At 37.2% G+C, this 19,089-nt stretch carries 15 protein-coding genes; 6 read left to right on the top strand and 9 right to left on the bottom strand.

Going from position 1 to position 19,089, the window contains the following annotated elements; translation table 11 throughout:
- Nucleotides 1–165 precede the first annotated feature (165 nt).
- The gene (locus tag DU508_RS05685; RefSeq protein WP_115401886.1) at nucleotides 166–2,589 is read left to right on the top strand and encodes a DUF5916 domain-containing protein; all 2,424 of its coding nucleotides are present in this window, start codon (nucleotides 166–168) and stop codon (nucleotides 2,587–2,589) included.
- Nucleotides 2,590–2,904: 315 nt separating this feature from the next.
- Here DU508_RS05685 and DU508_RS05680 read toward each other — a convergent pair whose 3' ends face one another.
- The gene (locus tag DU508_RS05680) at nucleotides 2,905–3,894 is read right to left on the bottom strand and encodes a helix-turn-helix transcriptional regulator (protein WP_115401885.1); all 990 of its coding nucleotides are present in this window, start codon (nucleotides 3,892–3,894) and stop codon (nucleotides 2,905–2,907) included.
- Between the two features lie 95 nt (nucleotides 3,895–3,989).
- Here DU508_RS05680 and DU508_RS05675 point away from each other — a divergent pair, with 95 nt between their 5' ends.
- Nucleotides 3,990–4,718 (top strand): SIP domain-containing protein, encoded by a 729-nt coding sequence (locus DU508_RS05675; RefSeq protein ID WP_115401884.1) that lies wholly within the window; start codon nucleotides 3,990–3,992, stop codon nucleotides 4,716–4,718.
- On the opposite strand, the gene DU508_RS05670 is transcribed toward DU508_RS05675, so the two are convergent.
- The 8 genes from DU508_RS05670 to DU508_RS05635 form a co-directional block, all read right to left on the bottom strand.
- Nucleotides 4,719–5,720 (bottom strand): DUF3078 domain-containing protein, encoded by a 1,002-nt coding sequence (locus DU508_RS05670; protein WP_115401883.1) that lies wholly within the window; start codon nucleotides 5,718–5,720, stop codon nucleotides 4,719–4,721.
- 92 nt (nucleotides 5,721–5,812) lie between these two features.
- Nucleotides 5,813–6,136, bottom strand: coding sequence for a hypothetical protein (locus tag DU508_RS05665; RefSeq protein WP_199562657.1), 324 nt, complete (start codon nucleotides 6,134–6,136; stop codon nucleotides 5,813–5,815).
- On the bottom strand, nucleotides 6,133–6,885 hold the full coding sequence (locus DU508_RS05660) for a hypothetical protein (protein ID WP_115401882.1): 753 nt from the start codon (nucleotides 6,883–6,885) through the stop codon (nucleotides 6,133–6,135). Before DU508_RS05660 ends, DU508_RS05665 begins: the two co-directional genes overlap by 4 nt.
- Nucleotides 6,886–6,933: 48 nt before the next feature.
- Entirely contained in the window at nucleotides 6,934–7,776 is an 843-nt protein-coding gene (locus DU508_RS05655) for a glucosaminidase domain-containing protein (protein WP_115401881.1), read from the bottom strand.
- A 106-nt stretch (nucleotides 7,777–7,882) separates the two neighbouring features.
- Nucleotides 7,883–8,551 (bottom strand): glucosaminidase domain and LysM peptidoglycan-binding domain-containing protein, encoded by a 669-nt coding sequence (locus DU508_RS05650; RefSeq protein ID WP_115401880.1) that lies wholly within the window; start codon nucleotides 8,549–8,551, stop codon nucleotides 7,883–7,885.
- A 245-nt stretch (nucleotides 8,552–8,796) separates the two neighbouring features.
- The gene (locus DU508_RS05645; protein ID WP_115401879.1) at nucleotides 8,797–9,432 is read right to left on the bottom strand and encodes an O-methyltransferase; all 636 of its coding nucleotides are present in this window, start codon (nucleotides 9,430–9,432) and stop codon (nucleotides 8,797–8,799) included.
- An 8-nt stretch (nucleotides 9,433–9,440) separates the two neighbouring features.
- Nucleotides 9,441–9,857, bottom strand: coding sequence for a Holliday junction resolvase RuvX (gene ruvX / locus DU508_RS05640; RefSeq protein WP_115402691.1), 417 nt, complete (start codon nucleotides 9,855–9,857; stop codon nucleotides 9,441–9,443).
- A gap of 89 nt (nucleotides 9,858–9,946) precedes the next feature.
- Nucleotides 9,947–12,367, bottom strand: coding sequence for an outer membrane beta-barrel family protein (locus DU508_RS05635; protein ID WP_115401878.1), 2,421 nt, complete (start codon nucleotides 12,365–12,367; stop codon nucleotides 9,947–9,949).
- 563 nt (nucleotides 12,368–12,930) lie between these two features.
- Here DU508_RS05635 and DU508_RS05630 point away from each other — a divergent pair.
- The 4 genes from DU508_RS05630 (at nucleotide 12,931) to DU508_RS05615 (ending at nucleotide 19,084) form a co-directional block, all read left to right on the top strand.
- A complete protein-coding gene (locus tag DU508_RS05630) occupies nucleotides 12,931–14,079 on the top strand; it encodes a DNA polymerase III subunit (protein ID WP_115401877.1) in 1,149 nt (382 codons plus the stop codon).
- Nucleotides 14,080–14,081: 2 nt separating this feature from the next.
- A complete protein-coding gene (gene ricT, locus DU508_RS05625) occupies nucleotides 14,082–15,590 on the top strand; it encodes a regulatory iron-sulfur-containing complex subunit RicT (protein ID WP_115401876.1) in 1,509 nt (502 codons plus the stop codon).
- Nucleotides 15,559–16,050, top strand: coding sequence for a gliding motility lipoprotein GldH (locus DU508_RS05620; RefSeq protein WP_115401875.1), 492 nt, complete (start codon nucleotides 15,559–15,561; stop codon nucleotides 16,048–16,050). The genes ricT and DU508_RS05620 overlap by 32 nt, the downstream gene beginning before the upstream one ends.
- Before the next feature lie 175 nt (nucleotides 16,051–16,225).
- Entirely contained in the window at nucleotides 16,226–19,084 is a 2,859-nt protein-coding gene (locus DU508_RS05615; RefSeq protein WP_115401874.1) for a TonB-dependent receptor, read from the top strand.
- Nucleotides 19,085–19,089 lie beyond the last annotated feature (5 nt).

Below are 19,089 nucleotides of genomic sequence, written 5' to 3'. Positions count from 1 at the left end.
GTTAACGAAAAGCCACTTGTTTTTAATAAAAGGCAAATGTATCAAATTTTGATTGTAAATCTTTGCAACTCAAAGTCAAAACTTTAGCTAAAAACACGATTATATTTTTCTTTTACATGCAACATTTATGCTGAACATTAGTCTTATGCTTGTTAACCTGAACAAATGAAACACTGGACATTCTTACTTTTTATATTCGTTTATACATACTGTAATGCCCAGGATCCGGCTAAACAGAAACAACTTCAGGCTGTAAGAACTACAGAAACGCCAAAAATTGATGGTGTTTTGGATGATGCATGTTGGATTAATGTGCCTATAGCAACTGATTTTTTTGAAATCAGGCCGGTTCCGGGAAGAGTGGAAAAAAAAGACCGGCGTACCGAAATGAAGGTTCTTTATGATGATGTGGCCATTTATGTTTATGCCAGAATGTATGATGATAAAGATAGCGTTTCACATGAATTGGTTTCCCGTGATAATATTGGCAATGCCGATTTTATTTCCATTATTGTAGATCCGTTTTATGATAAAATGAATGGAAATGGCTTTTTTGTAACTGCTGCAGGCGTACAGTTTGATGCCAAATATTCGCAGGTTGGGGACGAAGACCCAAATTGGAACGCCGTTTGGGAAAGTGCTGTAAAGCTCGATGATTCAGGCTGGACCTGTGAAATGAAAATCCCTTATTCTGCATTACGTTTTTCTGGCAAAGATGTTCAAAATTGGGGCTTAAATTTTAGCAGGAGGATTCAACGAACCAATATTCAAACCTTTTGGAATTTTGTAGACCCGAAGGTTAATGGCTTTATTAATCAGGAAGGCCTCTGGATGGGGATAAGAGATATCAAACCCCCGCTTCGCCTTTCTTTTTCTCCATACATCTCTGCCTATGTTAATCACTATCCGGTAAATATTCCAGGGGTAAAAAACACCACTTCCCGCTTTAATGGCGGCATGGACGTAAAATACGGAATTAACAACAGTTTTACTTTAGATATGACATTGGTGCCTGATTTTGGTCAGGTACAATCTGATAACAGGATACTCAACCTAACTCCTTTTGAAGTTAAGTTTAATGAAAACCGCCAGTTTTTTACCGAAGGAACAGAACTTTTTAACAAAGGAGATTTGTTCTATTCTAAACGCATCGGTTCAATTCCAGCGTATTATAATTACGGTGGTTTAAATAATGGTGATAAAATCATTAAAGATCAGAAAGAAGCCAAAGTTTTAAACGCAACTAAAATATCTGGCCGTACAGCAAAAGGTTTAGGGGTTGGTATTTTCAATGCAATAACCAGCGGAATGCAAACTGAAGTGGAAGACGCAAATGGTAATCTTCGGGAGGTTGAAACGCAACCGTTAACCAATTATAACATTTTAGTTTTCGATCAATCGCTAAAAAATAATAGTTCGGCCACTTTTATCAATACAAACGTTTTAAGGCAGGGTTCTGCTTACGATGCCAATGTGATGGCTATTCTCTTTAACTTAAACAATAAAGGGAATAAATACTTTGTAAATGGCGAAGCAAAAATGAGTTATTTGCGGGGTGAGGAAAGCAATACCGGATATAGCTATTCATTTAGGTTTGGAAAGCAAAGCGGCAATTTTACCTGGAGTTACAATCAGGTATATGCTGATGATAAATTCGATCCTTCAGACATGGGCTTTTTTACCAACAACAATTTTTTAGATCAGAGACTGGGATTTGGGTACAGTATTTATAAACCAGGAAAATGGTATAATCAATATCAAAGCTGGTTAAATTTTAACTATTCAAGGAGAGCGATGCCAGGCGATTATCAAAGTTTTGGTATTAATACGGGTTATTGGGTTCAATTTAAAAATCAATGGTCGGCTGAATTTGATTTGAGTTATGATGCTAAGCGAAACGACTTTTATGAAGCCCGGAACGGGCAAATATATCGGGCTCCTGAAAATTTTGGAGTGGCTTTGTACATAAATCCCAATCGGGCCAAAGCTTATAATTTTGGTGGAAATATTCGTTATTTTGAGCAACAACTTTTTGGCGGTAAAGAATACAATTTTTACCTGTTCCAAAACTTTAGGTTAAATGATAAAGTAGCCTTTGGGCTGGATTTAAATTTTAATCCGAATTATGATTATGTAAATTGGGTTACTTCACAAGGTAATCAGGCCATTTTTTCTAAATATGACAGGCGAACAGTCGAAAACTCATTCGATGCAAAATATACTTTTACCAATTTAATGGGCGTAACTGTTGTGTTGCGTCACTATTGGAGTGATAGAAGAAATAAAGCATTTTACCTGCTCAAACCAGATGGTGACCTGGCCGATTACCAGGGGCCTGCACTAACTGGAATGGACAGAAACTATAATGTTTTTAACATCGATTTGATTTATACCTGGCAGTTTGCTCCGGGCAGCACATTATCGGTTTCATACAAGGATGCCGCAGAAACTTACGATTCTTATTTTACCCAACGCTACAATAAAAATTTAGGCGGAATCTTAAATGCACCTCAAAACAATAGTTTATCCGTTAAGGTGTTATACTACATTGATTATCTGGATTTAAAGATGAAACATAAAAAAATTTAAATCAGTATTTCATACTTTTTGATAACTCCTGCCATGCTGAGGCACGAAGCACCTGTTTCATATAAACGGTCGTCATTGCTTCGTGCCTCGTAATGAGGGATTAAGGCCCAAAACTTACCTAAGTTTTAAAGAAACACCTGAAGAATCTCAACGTCATTTATATTGATTTTTATGACCGCGAAGTGGCTGCGAAGCAAAATAAATTAATCCTCAGCATGACGGGATATTCAAAGTTGCTGCAAACAAAAACTATTTCATTAATCAGGCTTATTGAACAGAAGCCTGTAATGAATAATAAGATGAACTCAAGCTTAATTATCTCACTTTTCCCGGACTTACTCCAAACTTCTTGCTAAATGCTTTATTAAAATGCTGAACAGAAGAATAGCCTAAGTCATCAGAAATATTTTTAATGTCCATTCGGGTGTCCGTTAAAAGTTCCTTTGCTTTCGTTAACTTATAATCACTCAGGTATCCAAAAACAGTGTTATCAAAAATTTCTTTAAAACCTTGTTTAAGTTTAAATTCATTAATGCCTGCAATTTTGGCAAGCTCGGTAAGTGACGGCGGCTGAGAAGCATTTTCCAATAAATACGCTTTGGCATAATGAATCCGTTCCTGGTCATAAGCCGATTTTACCATTGGTTTCTTCACTGCTTTAGCTGCAATTTCGAAGGCTTGTGCCTGCATGGCCAATAGCTCAACACATTTCGATTGAAGAAACAATAATTTCAATCCACCGGTAAATTGGCAGTTCATGATATCATTAATACAGCTATGCATGGCTAAACTGATGGGTAAATGCTCTTCTGAAATCTCAACCGGACAATCATTCATGATGTTTTCAGCGAAATTTTTTAACAATGTGCTGCTATCGTTGGTTAAATCAACAAATCGTTCACGTTGAAAATGAACTTCAAAGAATTTATGCCGGCTGTTTGGATTAAAGTCTGCAGTTCCATCAAAATCCGGAGTATAAATAATGTTATGCTGATTGGCTTTAATATTAAGCTTTCTGTCCGTTAGGTAATTGTTCATGATCCCTCCACCAGCAAGTGAAAAATGTAATTCTACCACAGCAGGCTCTTCGAAAGATTTAATCCTTAAATGATTTTCCTTCATCAGGATATCGCCATAAACAATCGAAATGCCAGAGAAAGTAATCTGTACCATTTCAGCATCGCCAAAAGGAAAACTGTATTTCTCTCTCAGTTCCCTTACTAAAGGTTGATTTAATTCGAAATCATTAAAATGATTGCCGACAACGTAATGCCGGTCTGCGCTATCGTAAATGTTTAAGGCCATAAAATCCTTTTGGTATAAACTTTAATCCTTTTGATGTAAAAGGAACTGTTTTTTAGACCATTACTTTTGCTCAATGTTACTAAATATTTAATACAATGCCTAAGTTACCAACATGGCTGGCTAATACAGTAGAAAAATTAATCAGCAATAAAATATATCAGGTAGAAGTTTTAGAAACCAAAATGTTAAGCGCTAACATAAAGTGTGTTACTTTTAAAGGCGATTTAACTGAGGCTAATCTCATTCCCGGAAACGATGTGCTTTTTAGAGTAAATGCAAATGAATACAGGCACTATACATTATCGCAGTTTGATGAGAATCATGAAACCTGCGAAGTGATTTTCTATTTAAACAGGCAGGGGCCGGGGAATAATTTTGCGATTAATATTCAAAAAGGAGATTTATTAAAACTAATCGTTGACAAGACCCGCGTAAAGTACAATGACAGTTCGAGTCAGCATTTTTTCTTTGGCGATGAAACCAGCATTGGTTTATATGAGTCGCTGGGGAAAAAGGCATTAGAAATGGATGAAGAATATTTTGGCATTCTGGAGCTTAATGGAGAAAACTTTGATGCATTAGATCATATTAAACTATTGATAGATGCTGTTGAAGCGGATAAAGATTCTCCTGCAGAAAATGCCATTCGTTGGATGGAAAATATGCATCCTAAATGTTGGGAAATGTGGAAATATGCAACATTTTATCTTACCGGAAGAGCTAAATCTGTACAAAAGTTTAAAAAATACCTCAAACAAAAAGGAGTAGGTTTTAATCAAATTATCACTATGCCTTATTGGGAAGTGGGTAGGGTTGGCGGTTAATTACCTCGGGAAAACAAAGGCAAAACCCAAAGCTAATGTTTGGCTCGCCTGAACTTTCTTGTCTGTATCCATATCGTATAAAATTACGCCCGTTAAACTCGTGTTCATAAAGCGATTAATTTTAGCGGTTAAGGCAACATCCAGCCTGTGGTCAACTCGCTTAACAGCAATATCCTCATAAGGAATGAACATGGCGTAGCGTGCCTTAAGATTGGTGTTTGTGAAAATATCCTTATCAAAAGCGCTAACCACCTGAAAAGCCAGCTCATTTCTGAAATGTTTTCCTTTATCAACCCCAAAAACATTTTGCTTGTTATCGTAAACGGCAGTGTCCAATACAAAGGTTTGCCTTGCTGTACCAGTACCAATCCTTGTAGAGAAATATTTATTGGGTTTGTATTCAAAACCGATTGATTCTGTTAAATATCCGGGAGACATGAACCTGGAAATCAGCACCTGTTGCTCCTCTCCGTTATTATCCCTGAAATACCTGTAACCACTATCAAATTGCGATTCAAAGTTTACAGAACCGAAGAAAAACCAGTTTTTTGAAAGTTGAAAGGAAGCCTTGTTATCCCAGAAAATACGGTCGTTGGTTTTCTTTTGCAGCTGATCCTTATTTTTGATTTTACCATACTGCAAAATAACCTCACTTACATAGCTATAGTTGTTTTTGTTATACTCTGCTTTCCAGTTTAATAAACCACCAACGGCAACAGAGTTTACTCCTCCACCTTTCCAGTTATTGCTAAACTGTGCCTGGTTAACATTAATGCCTATTGCGGTTTTTGTTTTCCAGTAGTTAACCTTGGCATTTACAATAAACGGCGGAATTTTTACCGGCTCAAAATTTAATGGCCCTTGCCTGCTTGGTAAAGGGCTACGCTTAAGCTTAATGTTCAGGTCTTTTGTATTAATAGGAATGGTGTCAATTACCTGCGCATATAATTTTGTAGAGCAAATACTTAGAATAAGGATTAAGGCGGCTAAACAATTCTTCATTGGTTACAAAGAAAAAGAAAAAATCTATAGATAAAAAGGTTTTGATAAAATGAATGTCTGATTGACAATTACTAAGTAAAACAAATACATTGCTATATTAATTTTATCCAGCCATACCAATTGTTGTTTTTTAAATAATTCATGTTTGCTTCATGCTGATAGGCTTCTTGTTCGAAAATAATTTTACGGTAAGCCAGATGGTGGCTTTTATATCTTAATAGGTTGATTAAATAGTTAATCAGATAAAAAATGTAGAAAGGCAGAATTAATAATTCCAGTTGCTGCCTTAAATGAATTTTTTCATGGTTGATTATTTCCTGATCGGCTTTAAGCTTTTCAGATTTAAGCAAAATAAACGGAAATATTGCCATTCCGGCTGCTGGTAACTTTTTGAAGATTAAAATCGGAACTTTCACAATTTTTCAATTGTTAATTTGGGTAAAGACGGCAATTGTAGTGCTTTTGGGTTTAACCGGTAACTTTTATAAGCATTTTTAATAAATACGTTAAAAGCATAATCGTCGGCATCGAGTACAAATTGGTATGTAGGGCGATATTGCTGCATAAAATCGACCAACTCTGTATCTTTTATTCCTAAAACCTGCTGAACAATGGACGCATTGAAACGATAATCAATCAAATCTTCCCGATAGTCTTTCTCTAATATTTTTTGTAAATGCCGGGCATTTCTTCCCTGCCTGCTCAGCAGATTGTAAATTGCATCAATCCCTAGCCCAACTCCGCCATTGCCAAGATTTAACAAATCTTTACTACTGCCCTTCATCGTTTGGTAACGATATTCTTTTACCGATTTTTCATATTGTTGCTGCGGGGTTAATCTTTTTTGCTGAATAACCACATCTCTCAACCTGATTCCTAATGATCTTAATTGAAAATAGGCAGCGGTTTGTCCTTTGAAAACGATGGTATCTACCCCATATCCGGATAATGCTGCAACAAGAGTATCGCCTGGAATAGCATAAGTGCTGAATTCGCCCTTGGTATTATTGTAAAGCCCATCTCCCGTACGAATATTGTAAATGTAAACTTTTGCCAAGCGTTGTTTGGTTTCTTTATCAATAACAATTCCCTGCACGGGTTTTGTTTGTGCAAACAGCATCGTAGAGAAGCCAAAATATAAAATAAGAATAGCAAAAAGTTTCATTAGCTTACAAAACTACAAATATCCGGTGGCCAATGTTTGTGATTAACATTATTTAACCTTAAGCACCTGTCCGAGTTTGATGTCGTCTGAAGTCATTTCATTTAGCATTTTTAGTTCATCAACTGTCAAATTAAAACGCCTGGAAATATTATAAAGCGTGTCGCCTTTAACAACAGTATAAGTACCATCGGCTAAAATTGGTTTTGCTCCCGGGGGTGGAGTATCTACGGGTGTAAATTTCTTTGCCTCTTGCGGAATGTTTTGATTGATTTCTGTAAACACACGATCTTCACGGGCAATTTTTTGCTTCTCACTTTCCGGTTGATCGTATTGATAAAGCTGATATTTCTCGATCATGTTGATTAACAAATCAGGATATTTTGGATTAGTGGCATAACCCGCCGTTTTTAACCCTTGTGCCCAACTTCTGTAATCGTTTTTATCCAACTGAAATAGGAAACTATAGCGTTTGCGTTTTAAAAATTCCGAATGATCTTTAAAAGATTCTCGGGCGTCTTTATAAACCCTGAAGCAATCATTCTTTTGATCATCATCACGGAAATAATTTTTGCCTTTCCATTCTGATGTGCATTTAATTCCAAAATGATTGTTAGCATATTTAGCTAAATCGCTATTGCCACTTCCCGATTCTAAAATTCCCTGGGCCAAAGTAATACTGGCCGGAATCCCATAAGCATTCATTTCTTCAATGGCCACTGCTTTAAATTCATCAATATAGCTCAGTGTATTATAGCTTTTGTAATTGTTGTTGTTGGCTTTGTTTGCTGCTTTCTCAATTTGCTTATTGTTTTTCGAGAATTTTCTGGAGCCGCATGAGCTAAAAAATACAAGGATTGCCGCGATTAGAATGAAATGGTATGATGAACGCATCGGTGCTGTGTAAGGTTAATTGTTTAAATCGGTTAATTGTGTAGTGTTTAATCGGTTAATCGTTGAAATTGGTCAATTGTAGATTTATCGACTTAGGGCTGAAGGCTCAAAACTTCAATTTCTGTCCTGATTTTAAGTTTGCTTTTTTCAGGCCATTCTTTTTCATCAATGCTTTAACGGTTGTGCCTTTCTTTTTGGCAATTGCACCTAAATTATCACCTGTTTTTACAGTATATGTTCTGGAAGCCGTTCTTTTTTTACGATGATAAACTGTTGATTTGTAAACAGGTTCTTCATAACCTTCCGGACGTTCATCGTACTGGTAAAGTTCGTACTTTTTAACCATTGCAATAACCTGACTGGCCCAGGTACGGCTGCTTGCATATCCTGCCCGCTGAATGCCTTGTGCCCAACCTTTATAGTCATACTGATCATACTTTTCAAATAAACTGTTGAATGGGGTACGGGTTTCCATAATTTCTACAAAATGATTGTATGATTCTTCATCACTCTCATAATCGCGGTAAGAGGAACGAATTTCGGTATTATTGTTTGGTCCTTTAACACCAAAATGATTGTTTAAATGTTGTGCAATCCTGCTGTTTCCCGCTGCTGATTCATGGATGGCAACGGCCAGAATAATACTTGCCGGAATTTTATGATCACGCATCAATTCCTGGGCAACCTCTACATGTTCAGAAATATAATCTTCAGTGTCTTGAGCTTTTGCAATAATTCCACTTAAAAATAAAAGGCAAAAAGTAAATATTTTCATATCGGTTAAATGTTTAAATTGTTTAATTGGTTAACTGTGCGATTAACCGATTTAAACAACTAACCGATTAACCAGATTACCAATCGCTATTTCTTCCTAATCAGGCATAGTCTATCCGGAGAACACCTAAAATAAAAGGCAAAAAGTAAATATTTTCATATCGGTTAAATGTTTAAATTGTTTAATTGGTTAACTGTGCGATTAACCGATTTAAACAACTAACCGATTAACCAAATTACCAATCGCTATTTCTTCCTAATCACGAATAATCCGTCTCTAACCGGGAGAATTAATTTTTCAACCCGCTCATCTGTAGCTATTCTATCATTAAAGCTAGTGATATTCCTGGTGTCTTTGTCTTGTTTATCCTGAAGTACTTTTCCACTCCATAGCACATTATCCACAATAATAATTCCTCCGGGGCGGACACGCTCAAAAATCAAATCATAATAAGTACCATTGTTTTTTTTATCAGCATCGATAAAAACGATATCAAAAATTTCATCCAGTTGATTTACTGTTTCTGTGGCATCGCCTAGTATATAGCTGATTTTATCGTTGTATGGAGATTTTGCAAAGTTTTTTCGCACCATATCTTCCAGTTCAGCATTAATATCCAACGTGTAAATGATGCCATCGGCCGATAAACCTTCAGCCAAACAAAGTGTAGCATAACCGGTAAAGGTTCCAATTTCCAGAATTCTTTTTGGAGAAACCATTTTGCTTAACATGCTCAAAACCCTGCCCTGATAATGCCCGGAAAGCATTCTTGGCATTAAAACCTTCAGGTTTGTTTCGCGATCTATGTGTTGAAGCAGCTCGCTTTCAGGTTCGCAATAATTGATTAGTAATTGTTGTAAATCGTCGTTTATTAAGCTCATGTATTCGATTATAAACGGTTTGTTTCCATAAAATATTGTAAAATGATGGTAGCGGCGATGGTATCAACACGATCTTTGTTCTGTCTGTCCATTTTTTTCAGCCCGCTTTGCATGATGGCTTGTTGCGCCATTTTCGAAGTAAAGCGTTCATCAACCCAATGTTGTGGAATATTAGGAAAAGCTTTTTTTAATGAAGTTGAAAAACCTTTAACATGTTGTTTGGAATCAGAATCTGATCCGTCCATCTGCTTAGGGTCGCCCAAAACAAAGGCCTCAACCTCCTCTGCCAACAAATATTTTTTAATATACTCAATGGCATCTTTTGGATGAACAGTGTCCAAACCTGTTGCTATGATCTGTAAAGGATCGGTTACGGCAATGCCGATGCGTTTAGTTCCATAATCAAAAGCTAGTATCCGAGCCATATTCATTAGTTATTGATGAATTTTTAATCATCACATTAAACTTTAAAAGCTCCAAAGGTAAGGTTTTTTAGGAAATGGGTTTTTTAGGTCTACCTTCCTGCCCTATTGATCTCATCGGCTGCACCACCTGTTGATCGTTTAACGGCCTTTAGAGGCTTTCCGAATCTGTAAGTAAAGGCCAGGTTAACCACGCGACTATCTCTTGTTAATGTAAAATATTCATTGGCACCGGGAAAATCAGTTAAGCCCTCCATCGCTTGTGTATAAAAAATATCTCTGGCACTCAGTTTTAAACTCCCTTTCCCCTTTAATATGCTTTGCGATAAACCAGCAGATAACTGTCCTGTAGGATAAAGCAATTCCTGCAAGTCGTTTCTGGCTGTGGTGATATAAAAGCCAGAAATTTCGGCACTTAATCCTTTATTTATGGTAAATTGATTATTCAAACTGGATAATAACTGGTTAACAGATGATGAATAGTTTATATTTTGATAACCATTTAGTTTCTTATAATTAAAGGTGCTTTGGGCATTTACAGACCACCATTTAAATGGAGCAACCTGTAATGCAATTGATAAGCCAAGGTTATGCATCCGGCCAACATTCCCTTCTGTATAAACCAGAATATCCGTTCCTTCTGATAAAAATAGTTGAGAGAAATAATCTTTAATAACACTATAAGATACTGTAGTGGTTAGCACTTGCTTAAACTGATGTGTTAATTCCAGATTCCAGCTATATTGTGGTAAAAAGAATGGATTACCCCTTTGATAAGTATATTTATTAATGATGAAAACAAAAGGGTTAAGCCTTTGATAGGCCGGGCGATCTATTCTCCGGCTGGCGGTCAGGCTAAATGTGTTTAGGGAATCGAGCGCATAGCTTATATAACCAGAAGGAAACAGATTGCCGTAGTTTTTGGAGAATGTAGAATCTGGCCGAATGCGATTGCCAAGTTGATTACCTTTATAATTTGTATTCTCGTAGCGAAGACCTGCTTGTGCATTAAATTTATCAAACTTAGTTTCAAAACTGCTGTATAATGCATTGATATTTTCCTGATATAAAAAGTGATTACTTTTATTTAAGTCTTCAGAGAAGGTTGTGCCATCATAACTTTGATATGCTGCAATGTTATCTGTACTTATCGAAGAAGACTTAAATCCCGATTCTAATTTTTGATTTTTTCCGAAATGAATATTATGATCAACTTTTGCAGAAAAAATTCTTAAATCAGACGGAATTGTCGCCTGAGAACCCCTTATATATCCACCAGCAGCAAGTAATTTATTGGTAAATGTCTGATTATTATCAATGATATATTTAAGAATATCCAAGTCGGCAGAAAGCTCCTGGTTTTTGTTGATCGTATGTTTTAAGTTTAAGTTAATTGCACCGTTTTTAAGCTTAAAGTCGGTTGTGCTATAAGTCGCAATTGCCGAATCTATTTGTCCTGAGCTATTTTTCCAGTTGGCTATGGCTTCGCTTCCTCCATCACGGTTGGATAAATTACCCGTTAATGTTAAGCCAACGGTTGTTTTTTCCGAAGCATAAAAATCCAGTCCGGTTTTTAATAAATGACCGTGGTTTTTACCGAAAAATCTGGATGACTGATCTAAAACAGCACTGATATTTTCATTATTGTCAAAATATCGGCGGTAGGCATCAATATTGGTAAAACTCTTGTTTAGGTTGACGCTATAATTAGCAAAAGAGTTGAATCTGCCTTTTCTATAGTTTAACATTAAACTATTATTGTTTTTATGGTATTTTCCGTGACCAAAAGAAGTAATTATCGAACCATTAAAACCCTCTTGTTTATTTTTCCTGGTTTTAATGTTGATAATCCCTGCATTTCCGCTGGCATCATACTTGGCAGAGGGGTTGGTTATGAGTTCAATTTGATTGACTTGTGAAGAACTCATATTGCTAAGCAAATTATTTAACTCGGTTCCTGATAAATAGGTTTGCTTGTCATCAATCATAACCAGCACATTTGATTTGCCTTGCAAACTAATCCCTCCATTTCGATCCACCGTTACACCCGGCGATTTTTCCAAAACTTCTAAAACCGTTGTGCCGGTATTGGTTACAGCGGCATCAACGTTAACAATGGTTTTTCCCTGAGCCCGCTGAATAAATTGTTTTTTTCCAATAACACTTACATCTTCAAGATTTTTATCGGCTGCTACCAAATTAATTGTCATGGAATTAGTGTTAAATGGCGATTTAACAACTGCAGTTTGCTGCGTTACGAAGCCTATGGCACTTATCTTAAAAATGTAATTGTTAGCTTTGGGTTCCGTGAAAGCTGCTATTCCGTTTTTATCTGTTATTCCAGCTTTAATAAGCGTTAGTTTGTTAGCCAAAAGCAATTGTACAGTTACATTTTCTATTGCCTTCTTTTGTGCATCAATCACTAATATTTTGATCGTTTTGTCCTGACTAAATCCTGAAAAAAAGAAGCTGCTCAGCACCAGCTGTACAAGAATAAATTTTGAGAAGTTCATTTAGTTTTTTACCCGATGGTTTGTAAATATATAGATACTGTTTAACAAAGCAAACTTTGTTGAGTAAGCATTTTGGACGAAAATAGATTCTATGGCTTCTTTAAAAATGTGTGAAAATCATTTTTTCCAATGATTGGGGTTATATTGTTACATTAGAATAACGATTAAAGTTACTGGCCTATGGCCGCTATGTCATACAAGAAATGGTTTTTCTCCGCTTCGGGGCAATCTTATTTGCAATGATTTTGGAGCTTCATCGCCGCCCGAAGGGCACCTCCCTGTTCTTAAAAAAAGGTAGCCAACTAAACCACTAAAATAAGGCATAACTAAAAGGCTAGGCCCCTCCCTGCACTTCCCTTAAAGGAACGTGCTGCCTTGTACAGTAGTAACGTCATACGAGGCGGAACAACGGAGCAATCTATTAATCTATTTAACACAAAAAGGTTGCTCCCCGTTTTTCTAAACCCTTTAAACTGTCTGTAAAATCTCAAAAAGAGCGATTCTGAAACAAGTTCAGAATGAGGAGGCGTTGAATCTCATATCTATTTCTTATTTTGCACCAAATGCAATTTAAAGAAATCATCGGACAAGACAGGGTTAAGCAACAATTGGTGCAAACGGTAAAAGAAAACCGCATCAGCCATGCACAGCTTTTCTTGTCACCTGTTGGTTCAGGAGCTGTGCCCTTGGCAATAGCTTATGCGCAGTATATTAACTGTTTAGATAAAAGAGAAGATGACAGTTGCGGCGAATGTTCGAGCTGTAGAAAATATGAAAGGCTAATCCATCCCGACTTACATTTTTCGTATCCGTTTTTTGCCTCAGCGAGCACAAAAACAGCTGTTGATGTATTGGAGGAATGGCGCAGTATGTTGTTGCAAGATCCCTATTTTGATATGGACATTTGGCGATCGAAGCTCGATGCAGCAAATAAACAAGCCAATATTCCTATCGCCGAATGCCACGATATTATTAAAAAACTGAGCTATAAAGCTTTTGAAGCTGATACTAAGGTATTGATTATGTGGTTGCCTGAATATTTGGATAAAGCTGGAAATGCTTTGTTGAAATTGATTGAAGAACCACCTGCAAATACCTTGTTTATTCTGATTGCTCAAAGTCAGGATCAGATATTGACTACTATTTTATCCCGAACTCAAATTGTTAAAATCCCAAAATTAACGGCAGAAGAAGTTTCGGATTACCTGCTTCGTACAAGTGGTTTAACTGAACACCAGGCCATCGATTATTCATTTTTAGCAGATGGAAATTTGATTGAGGCAAAAGCTTTGGCTGCCGATACGCAAAGCGATAGTTCAGGAACTTTTACAGCCTGGTTACGAATGGGATTTGGAAACAAAGTGCCCGATTTAATTGATTTTACAGATGAGGCGGCGAAGTGGGGAAGAGAAAATCAAAAGAATTTTTTAAAATATGGCGTAAATTATTTACGCGAGTGCTGTTTGATTTTAAGTGGAGCAGAAGAACTGGTAAAACTGCCCCCACTAACATTAGATACCGCAAAAAAGCTCAGTACACATGTGCTTACCTTGCCAATGGCCGAAGCAATTATTGGCGAATTGGAGAAGGCTCATTACCACATCGAAAGGAATGCAAACCCTAAAATTCTGTTTTTAGATGTATCTTTACAGTTGATAAAAATTATAAAGTTTAAAACGCTCCCTCAGGGGACTCAATATATATACAATTAGTTATGGGATGTGGAAGTTGTTCAACAGGTGGTGGTTGCACCCCTAATGGATGCAAAAGTAATGGCTCATGCGGCACCGGTGGGTGCCAAACAATGGAAGTTCACGATTGGCTATCCAACCTGGATATGCCCTCAAATTATAAACCTTTTCAGGTTACAGAAATAAAATTTAAAGGCTCACGAAAGGAATTTTTCCTCAATACCGATAATATTTATCTCGAAATTGGTGATTTGGTTGCTGTTGAGGGGCCAACCGGAGGATTTGATGTTGGCCATGTTTCGCTTACAGGTGAGCTGGTGCGCATTCAAATGAAACGCCGTAAAACTTCTTTAGATCAGGTAACTAAAAAGATTTATCGTAAGGCTACCGAGGCTGATGTTGAAAAATGGAATGCCGCCAAGGGAATGGAATGGGAAACCATGCATAAAGCCCGTAAATTGGCATTGGATCTTCGTTTATCAATGAAAATCAGTGATGTTGATTATCAGGCTGATAAAACAAAAGCCACATTCTTTTATACTGCAGATGGTCGGGTAGATTTTCGGGAATTAATTAAAAAAATGGCCGAAAGTTTCCGGATTCGCATCGAGATGCGTCAAATTGGAATGCGACAGGAGGCTGGTCGTTTAGGAGGGATTGGCTCATGCGGCCGCGAATTGTGCTGCTCTACGTGGCTAACCAACTTCAAAACAGTTTCTACTGCTGCGGCACGTTATCAAAACCTTTCTTTAAATACCTTAAAACTTGCCGGACAATGCGGTAAATTAAAATGCTGTTTAAACTATGAATTAGATACTTATCTGGATGCTTTGAAAGATATTCCTGATCGGATTGAGAATTTAGATACTGAGGCTGGTTATGCCCGTCATCAGAAAACTGATATTTTCAAAAAAATCATGTGGTTTAGTTATCAGGGCGATGAAAACTGGATTCCGGTAAAAGCAACTCGTGTTAAGGAAATCATGGCAATGAACAAGGCCGGCAAAAAAGCACCTAATTTAAAAGAAGAGGCTGTTCAAATTGCCGCACCGGTTATCGTTGAGAAATCTTTTGATTACGAAAATGTGGTTGGTCAGGATAGTTTGACCCGTTTGGATGAACGTTCAAGAGGTAAAAACAATCAGAATAGAAATCAAAAAAATCGGAATAAAAACGATAATCGGAGAGATAGAGTTTCTGCGGGAGAGAAAAACGCAGGGCCAAACAGCAAGCCTCAGCAAGGTGGTCAAAAATCGCAGCAAGGCGGAAAACCACAACAAAATGGTCCAAAATCACAAAATGCCGGACCAAAACCTCAGCAACAAGCTGTACCGAGGCCGCAACATGTCAACGGACCGAAACCCCAGGGAAATAATCCGAAGCAGAAGCCAGTTGTGAGGCCAGAAGGCGCTTTAAATGCTGAAGGGATCAAACCAGAGCAAAGCAAAAATAAAAACAGAAATAACCGTAGGAAAAACAATAATCGCCGAAATAACAACAATGGCTCAGAGAATAAACCTGCTGCTGAATAAAAGAATAGCTTTTCTATTGAGCTTTTTGCTGGCTACATCTCTTTTCTGGGGATGTACTCCAAGTGTTATTGACAGCAATGTTGAAATCCCGGAACGCAAATGGACTTATCGCAATCATATTATTACCCCATTTGAAATTAAAGACAGTACCAAGACTTATCATATCTATTTTAAATTAAGGCATACAGCTGATTATAAATATGCAAATATTTTTATCCTGGCACATTTTAAAGACGGCAAAAGCATTGTAACCAAGCGCTATCAATATAAATTAGCAAAAAATGATGGCGAATGGTTAGGTAGTGGCTCTGGAAATGTGTTTAGTTATACTTTGCCATTACTTACAAACCATCATTTTTCAAAAAACGGGAAGTTTACTGTTGAAATAGAACAAAACATGCGGGATAATCCGTTAGTGGAGATAAGTGATGTGGGTCTTTTGGTAAAAGAAGCTGAATAAATAGTTTAAAAACCACATTTTTTCCTATAAAAAAGAATTTTAACTAAAAAACTGAAGTGTTTTGTTTTTAAAAACTCTTCTAAAACGTTTTTTATGAATTTTACTGCAAAAAACTTTGTAAAATATTTGTTATTGTAATAAAATTGTTATCATTGTGTAAACAAACTGTTAGCATATGATAAAAAACTTACTCAAAATCTCCCTCCCACTTTTTTTTCTAATCATTTCAAGCCAATTATTTGCACAAAGCTTGCAAGGCAAGGTTGTCGATTCAGCCGGAGTTGCCATTCCAGGAGCCAGTGTTCAGGTTGTTGGTCAGAAGATTGGAACTTCAACAGATGCAAATGGCCTTTATGCATTGAAATTTCCAGACGCAGGAACATATAAAGTTCGGGTTACCTTTACTGGTTATGTTAATGCAGAGCAGGACGTGAATATTGGTAAATCTGTTAAAACATTAGATTTTACCTTGTTGGAAACAAAATCAAACTTAGGAGATGTTGTGGTAATTGGTTCGAGGTCCACGCCAAGAACAAATATTGAAAGTGTGGTTCCGGTTGATTTAATTTCAGCAAAAGACGTTAAAGTGTTCGCTCAAACGGATTTAACACAGATATTAAATTTTGTCGCCCCATCATTCAGTTCAAACAGACAAACCGTTTCTGATGGTACAGATCACATCGATCCCGCATCATTACGAGGCTTAGGCCCCGATCAGGTGTTGGTTTTGGTAAACGGTAAGCGCCGTCATACCACCGCTTTAGTGAATATCAATGGAACTTTTGGTCGTGGTTCGGTCGGCACCGATTTAAACTCCATTCCCGTTTCAGCGATAGAGCGAATTGAAGTTTTACGTGATGGTGCCGCAGCACAATATGGTTCGGATGCAATTGCGGGTGTAATCAACATTGTGCTAAAAAAAGTAACGCCATACAGTTTTTCCACCTCTTTTGGTCAATCAGATTCGAAGGCATTGGGTCGTGAATTTAGCGATGGAAGAACATTCCAAATAGATTTTAGCAAAGGATGGGCATTTAAAAATGATAAAGGTTTTATCAATTTTGCTGCTCAATATTTACAGCGAGGATATACCAACCGTGGTGGATTGGATACACGCCCTCTTTTATATTCTGCAAATCCAACCAGAGGCGCAACAGAAACAGAAGCTGATTTTCAATCTCGTTTCGCGAGTTTAAAAGCGGCTGATGATGCAAGAGCAGCAGCAAATGGCTTGGATAGAAACAATATGCGTGTTGGTAATTCAGACTCTAAAAACGGCGGCGGTTTCTTAAACGGACAATTTAACTTCGGCAAAGCTACCCAACTTTACTACGCAGCCGGTTTTACGCACAAAACAGGTCGTGCAGCAGGTTTTTATCGCTTGCCAACGCAAACTACACAAATCGATTTATCAATCTACCCAAATGGATTTTTGCCTTTTATTAATACATCCATCAACGATTACTCCTTATCAGTTGGCTTAAGAGGTAAAATTGGCACCTGGGATTATGACTTAAGCAACACAAGCGGCGAAAACACCATTAAATTTGATATCGACAATACCGTTAATGCATCATTGCCTACAGGAACCAGCCCAACTTCGTTTTACGCAGGAGAACTTCTTTTCAGACAAAACACCAGTAACTTTGATTTAAGCAAAAAACATATTTTTGAGGGTGGTTTCTTAAGCTCATTAAATACCGCATTTGGAGCTGAATATAGAGTGGATAACTACCAGATTAAAGAAGGTGAATTATTATCTTATTCTAATGGAGGAAGATTGATTGGTACTTCTCCAACAGCATCTGGCTCGCAGGTTTTCCCAGGATTCAAACCGAGTAATGTATTAGACAAATCGAGAAACAATATTGGTGCTTATGCCGATTTCGAAGCTGAGTTTGGTCAAAGAGTAACTTTGGGCGCAGCAGGACGTTATGAGAACTATAGCGATTTCGGATCAAACTTCTCTTATAAATTAACAGGTAAGGTTAAACTTTTTGGCGATGTTTCATTACGTGGCGCCTACGCAACAGGATTCAGAGCGCCATCTTTACATCAGCAATATTTTAACAATGAGAGTACACAATTCGTTGGAACTGCCGCAACCCAGGTTTTAACAGTGAATAATGCTAATCCAATTGTGGCTCAATTTGGCGTTGGAGCACTAAAACCAGAGATTTCTAAATCAGGAAGCTTAGGTTTGGCAGGTAGAATTGCGAAAACATTTTCATTTACTGTTGATGCCTATAATATCGACATTAGTGACCGGATCGTTTTCTCCAGCCAGTATGCCCGCGAACGCTCCGGAGGTGTTTTGGTGCCAACAGGCGTGGTTAATCAAATTTTGAATACGGTAGATCCTGCAGCACAAATTAATAGCGTACAATTTTTTACCAATGCAATTAAAACAAATACAGCAGGTATCGATGTCGTTTTAACTAATAAATTTGCGTTAGGCACTAAAAGCAGCTTAATTTTAAGTGTTGCTGGAAACGTGAACAAAACAGTGGTTAGAAGTATTCAGGGATCTGATAAAATTGAAAGTGACCCAACATTAAAGGCTAAACTTTTCGATAGATTGGAGCGTTCACGCTTTGAAAGTTCAGTTCCGAAAAACAAATTGAATATCACTGCTACTTATACTGTGGATAAATTATCATTTGTAGCAAGAACAGTTAGATTTGGCGAGGTTACTTTTCTAAATGCGGTTGACCCAAACATTCCTGCTAATGGCTTGCCAACACAATTGGATCAAACTTTTTCTCCTAAATGGGTTTCTGATTTCTCTGTAAGTTATGCCGCTGGCAAGGCATGGTCTGTTACGGTTGGAGCAAATAATATTTTCGATGTTTATCCAGATAAATTATACATCGACCCACGCAACAATGAAAGAAATTTTAATAGTGCTTCCACAAGCAATTACTCCGGAGGCTTGGACAATACTTCAAACGGAAGATTTTTATACCCAAGGGCAGTAAGTCAGTTCGGCTTTAACGGACGTTTCATATACGGAAAAATTGCCTGTACTTTTTAACTAAT

This window comes from Pedobacter chinensis (assembly GCF_003339865.1).
GTDB lineage: Bacteria > Bacteroidota > Bacteroidia > Sphingobacteriales > Sphingobacteriaceae > Pedobacter > Pedobacter chinensis.
Note: the sequence above shows the minus strand (reverse complement) of the source record. Positions and strands in the feature narration are given on the sequence as shown.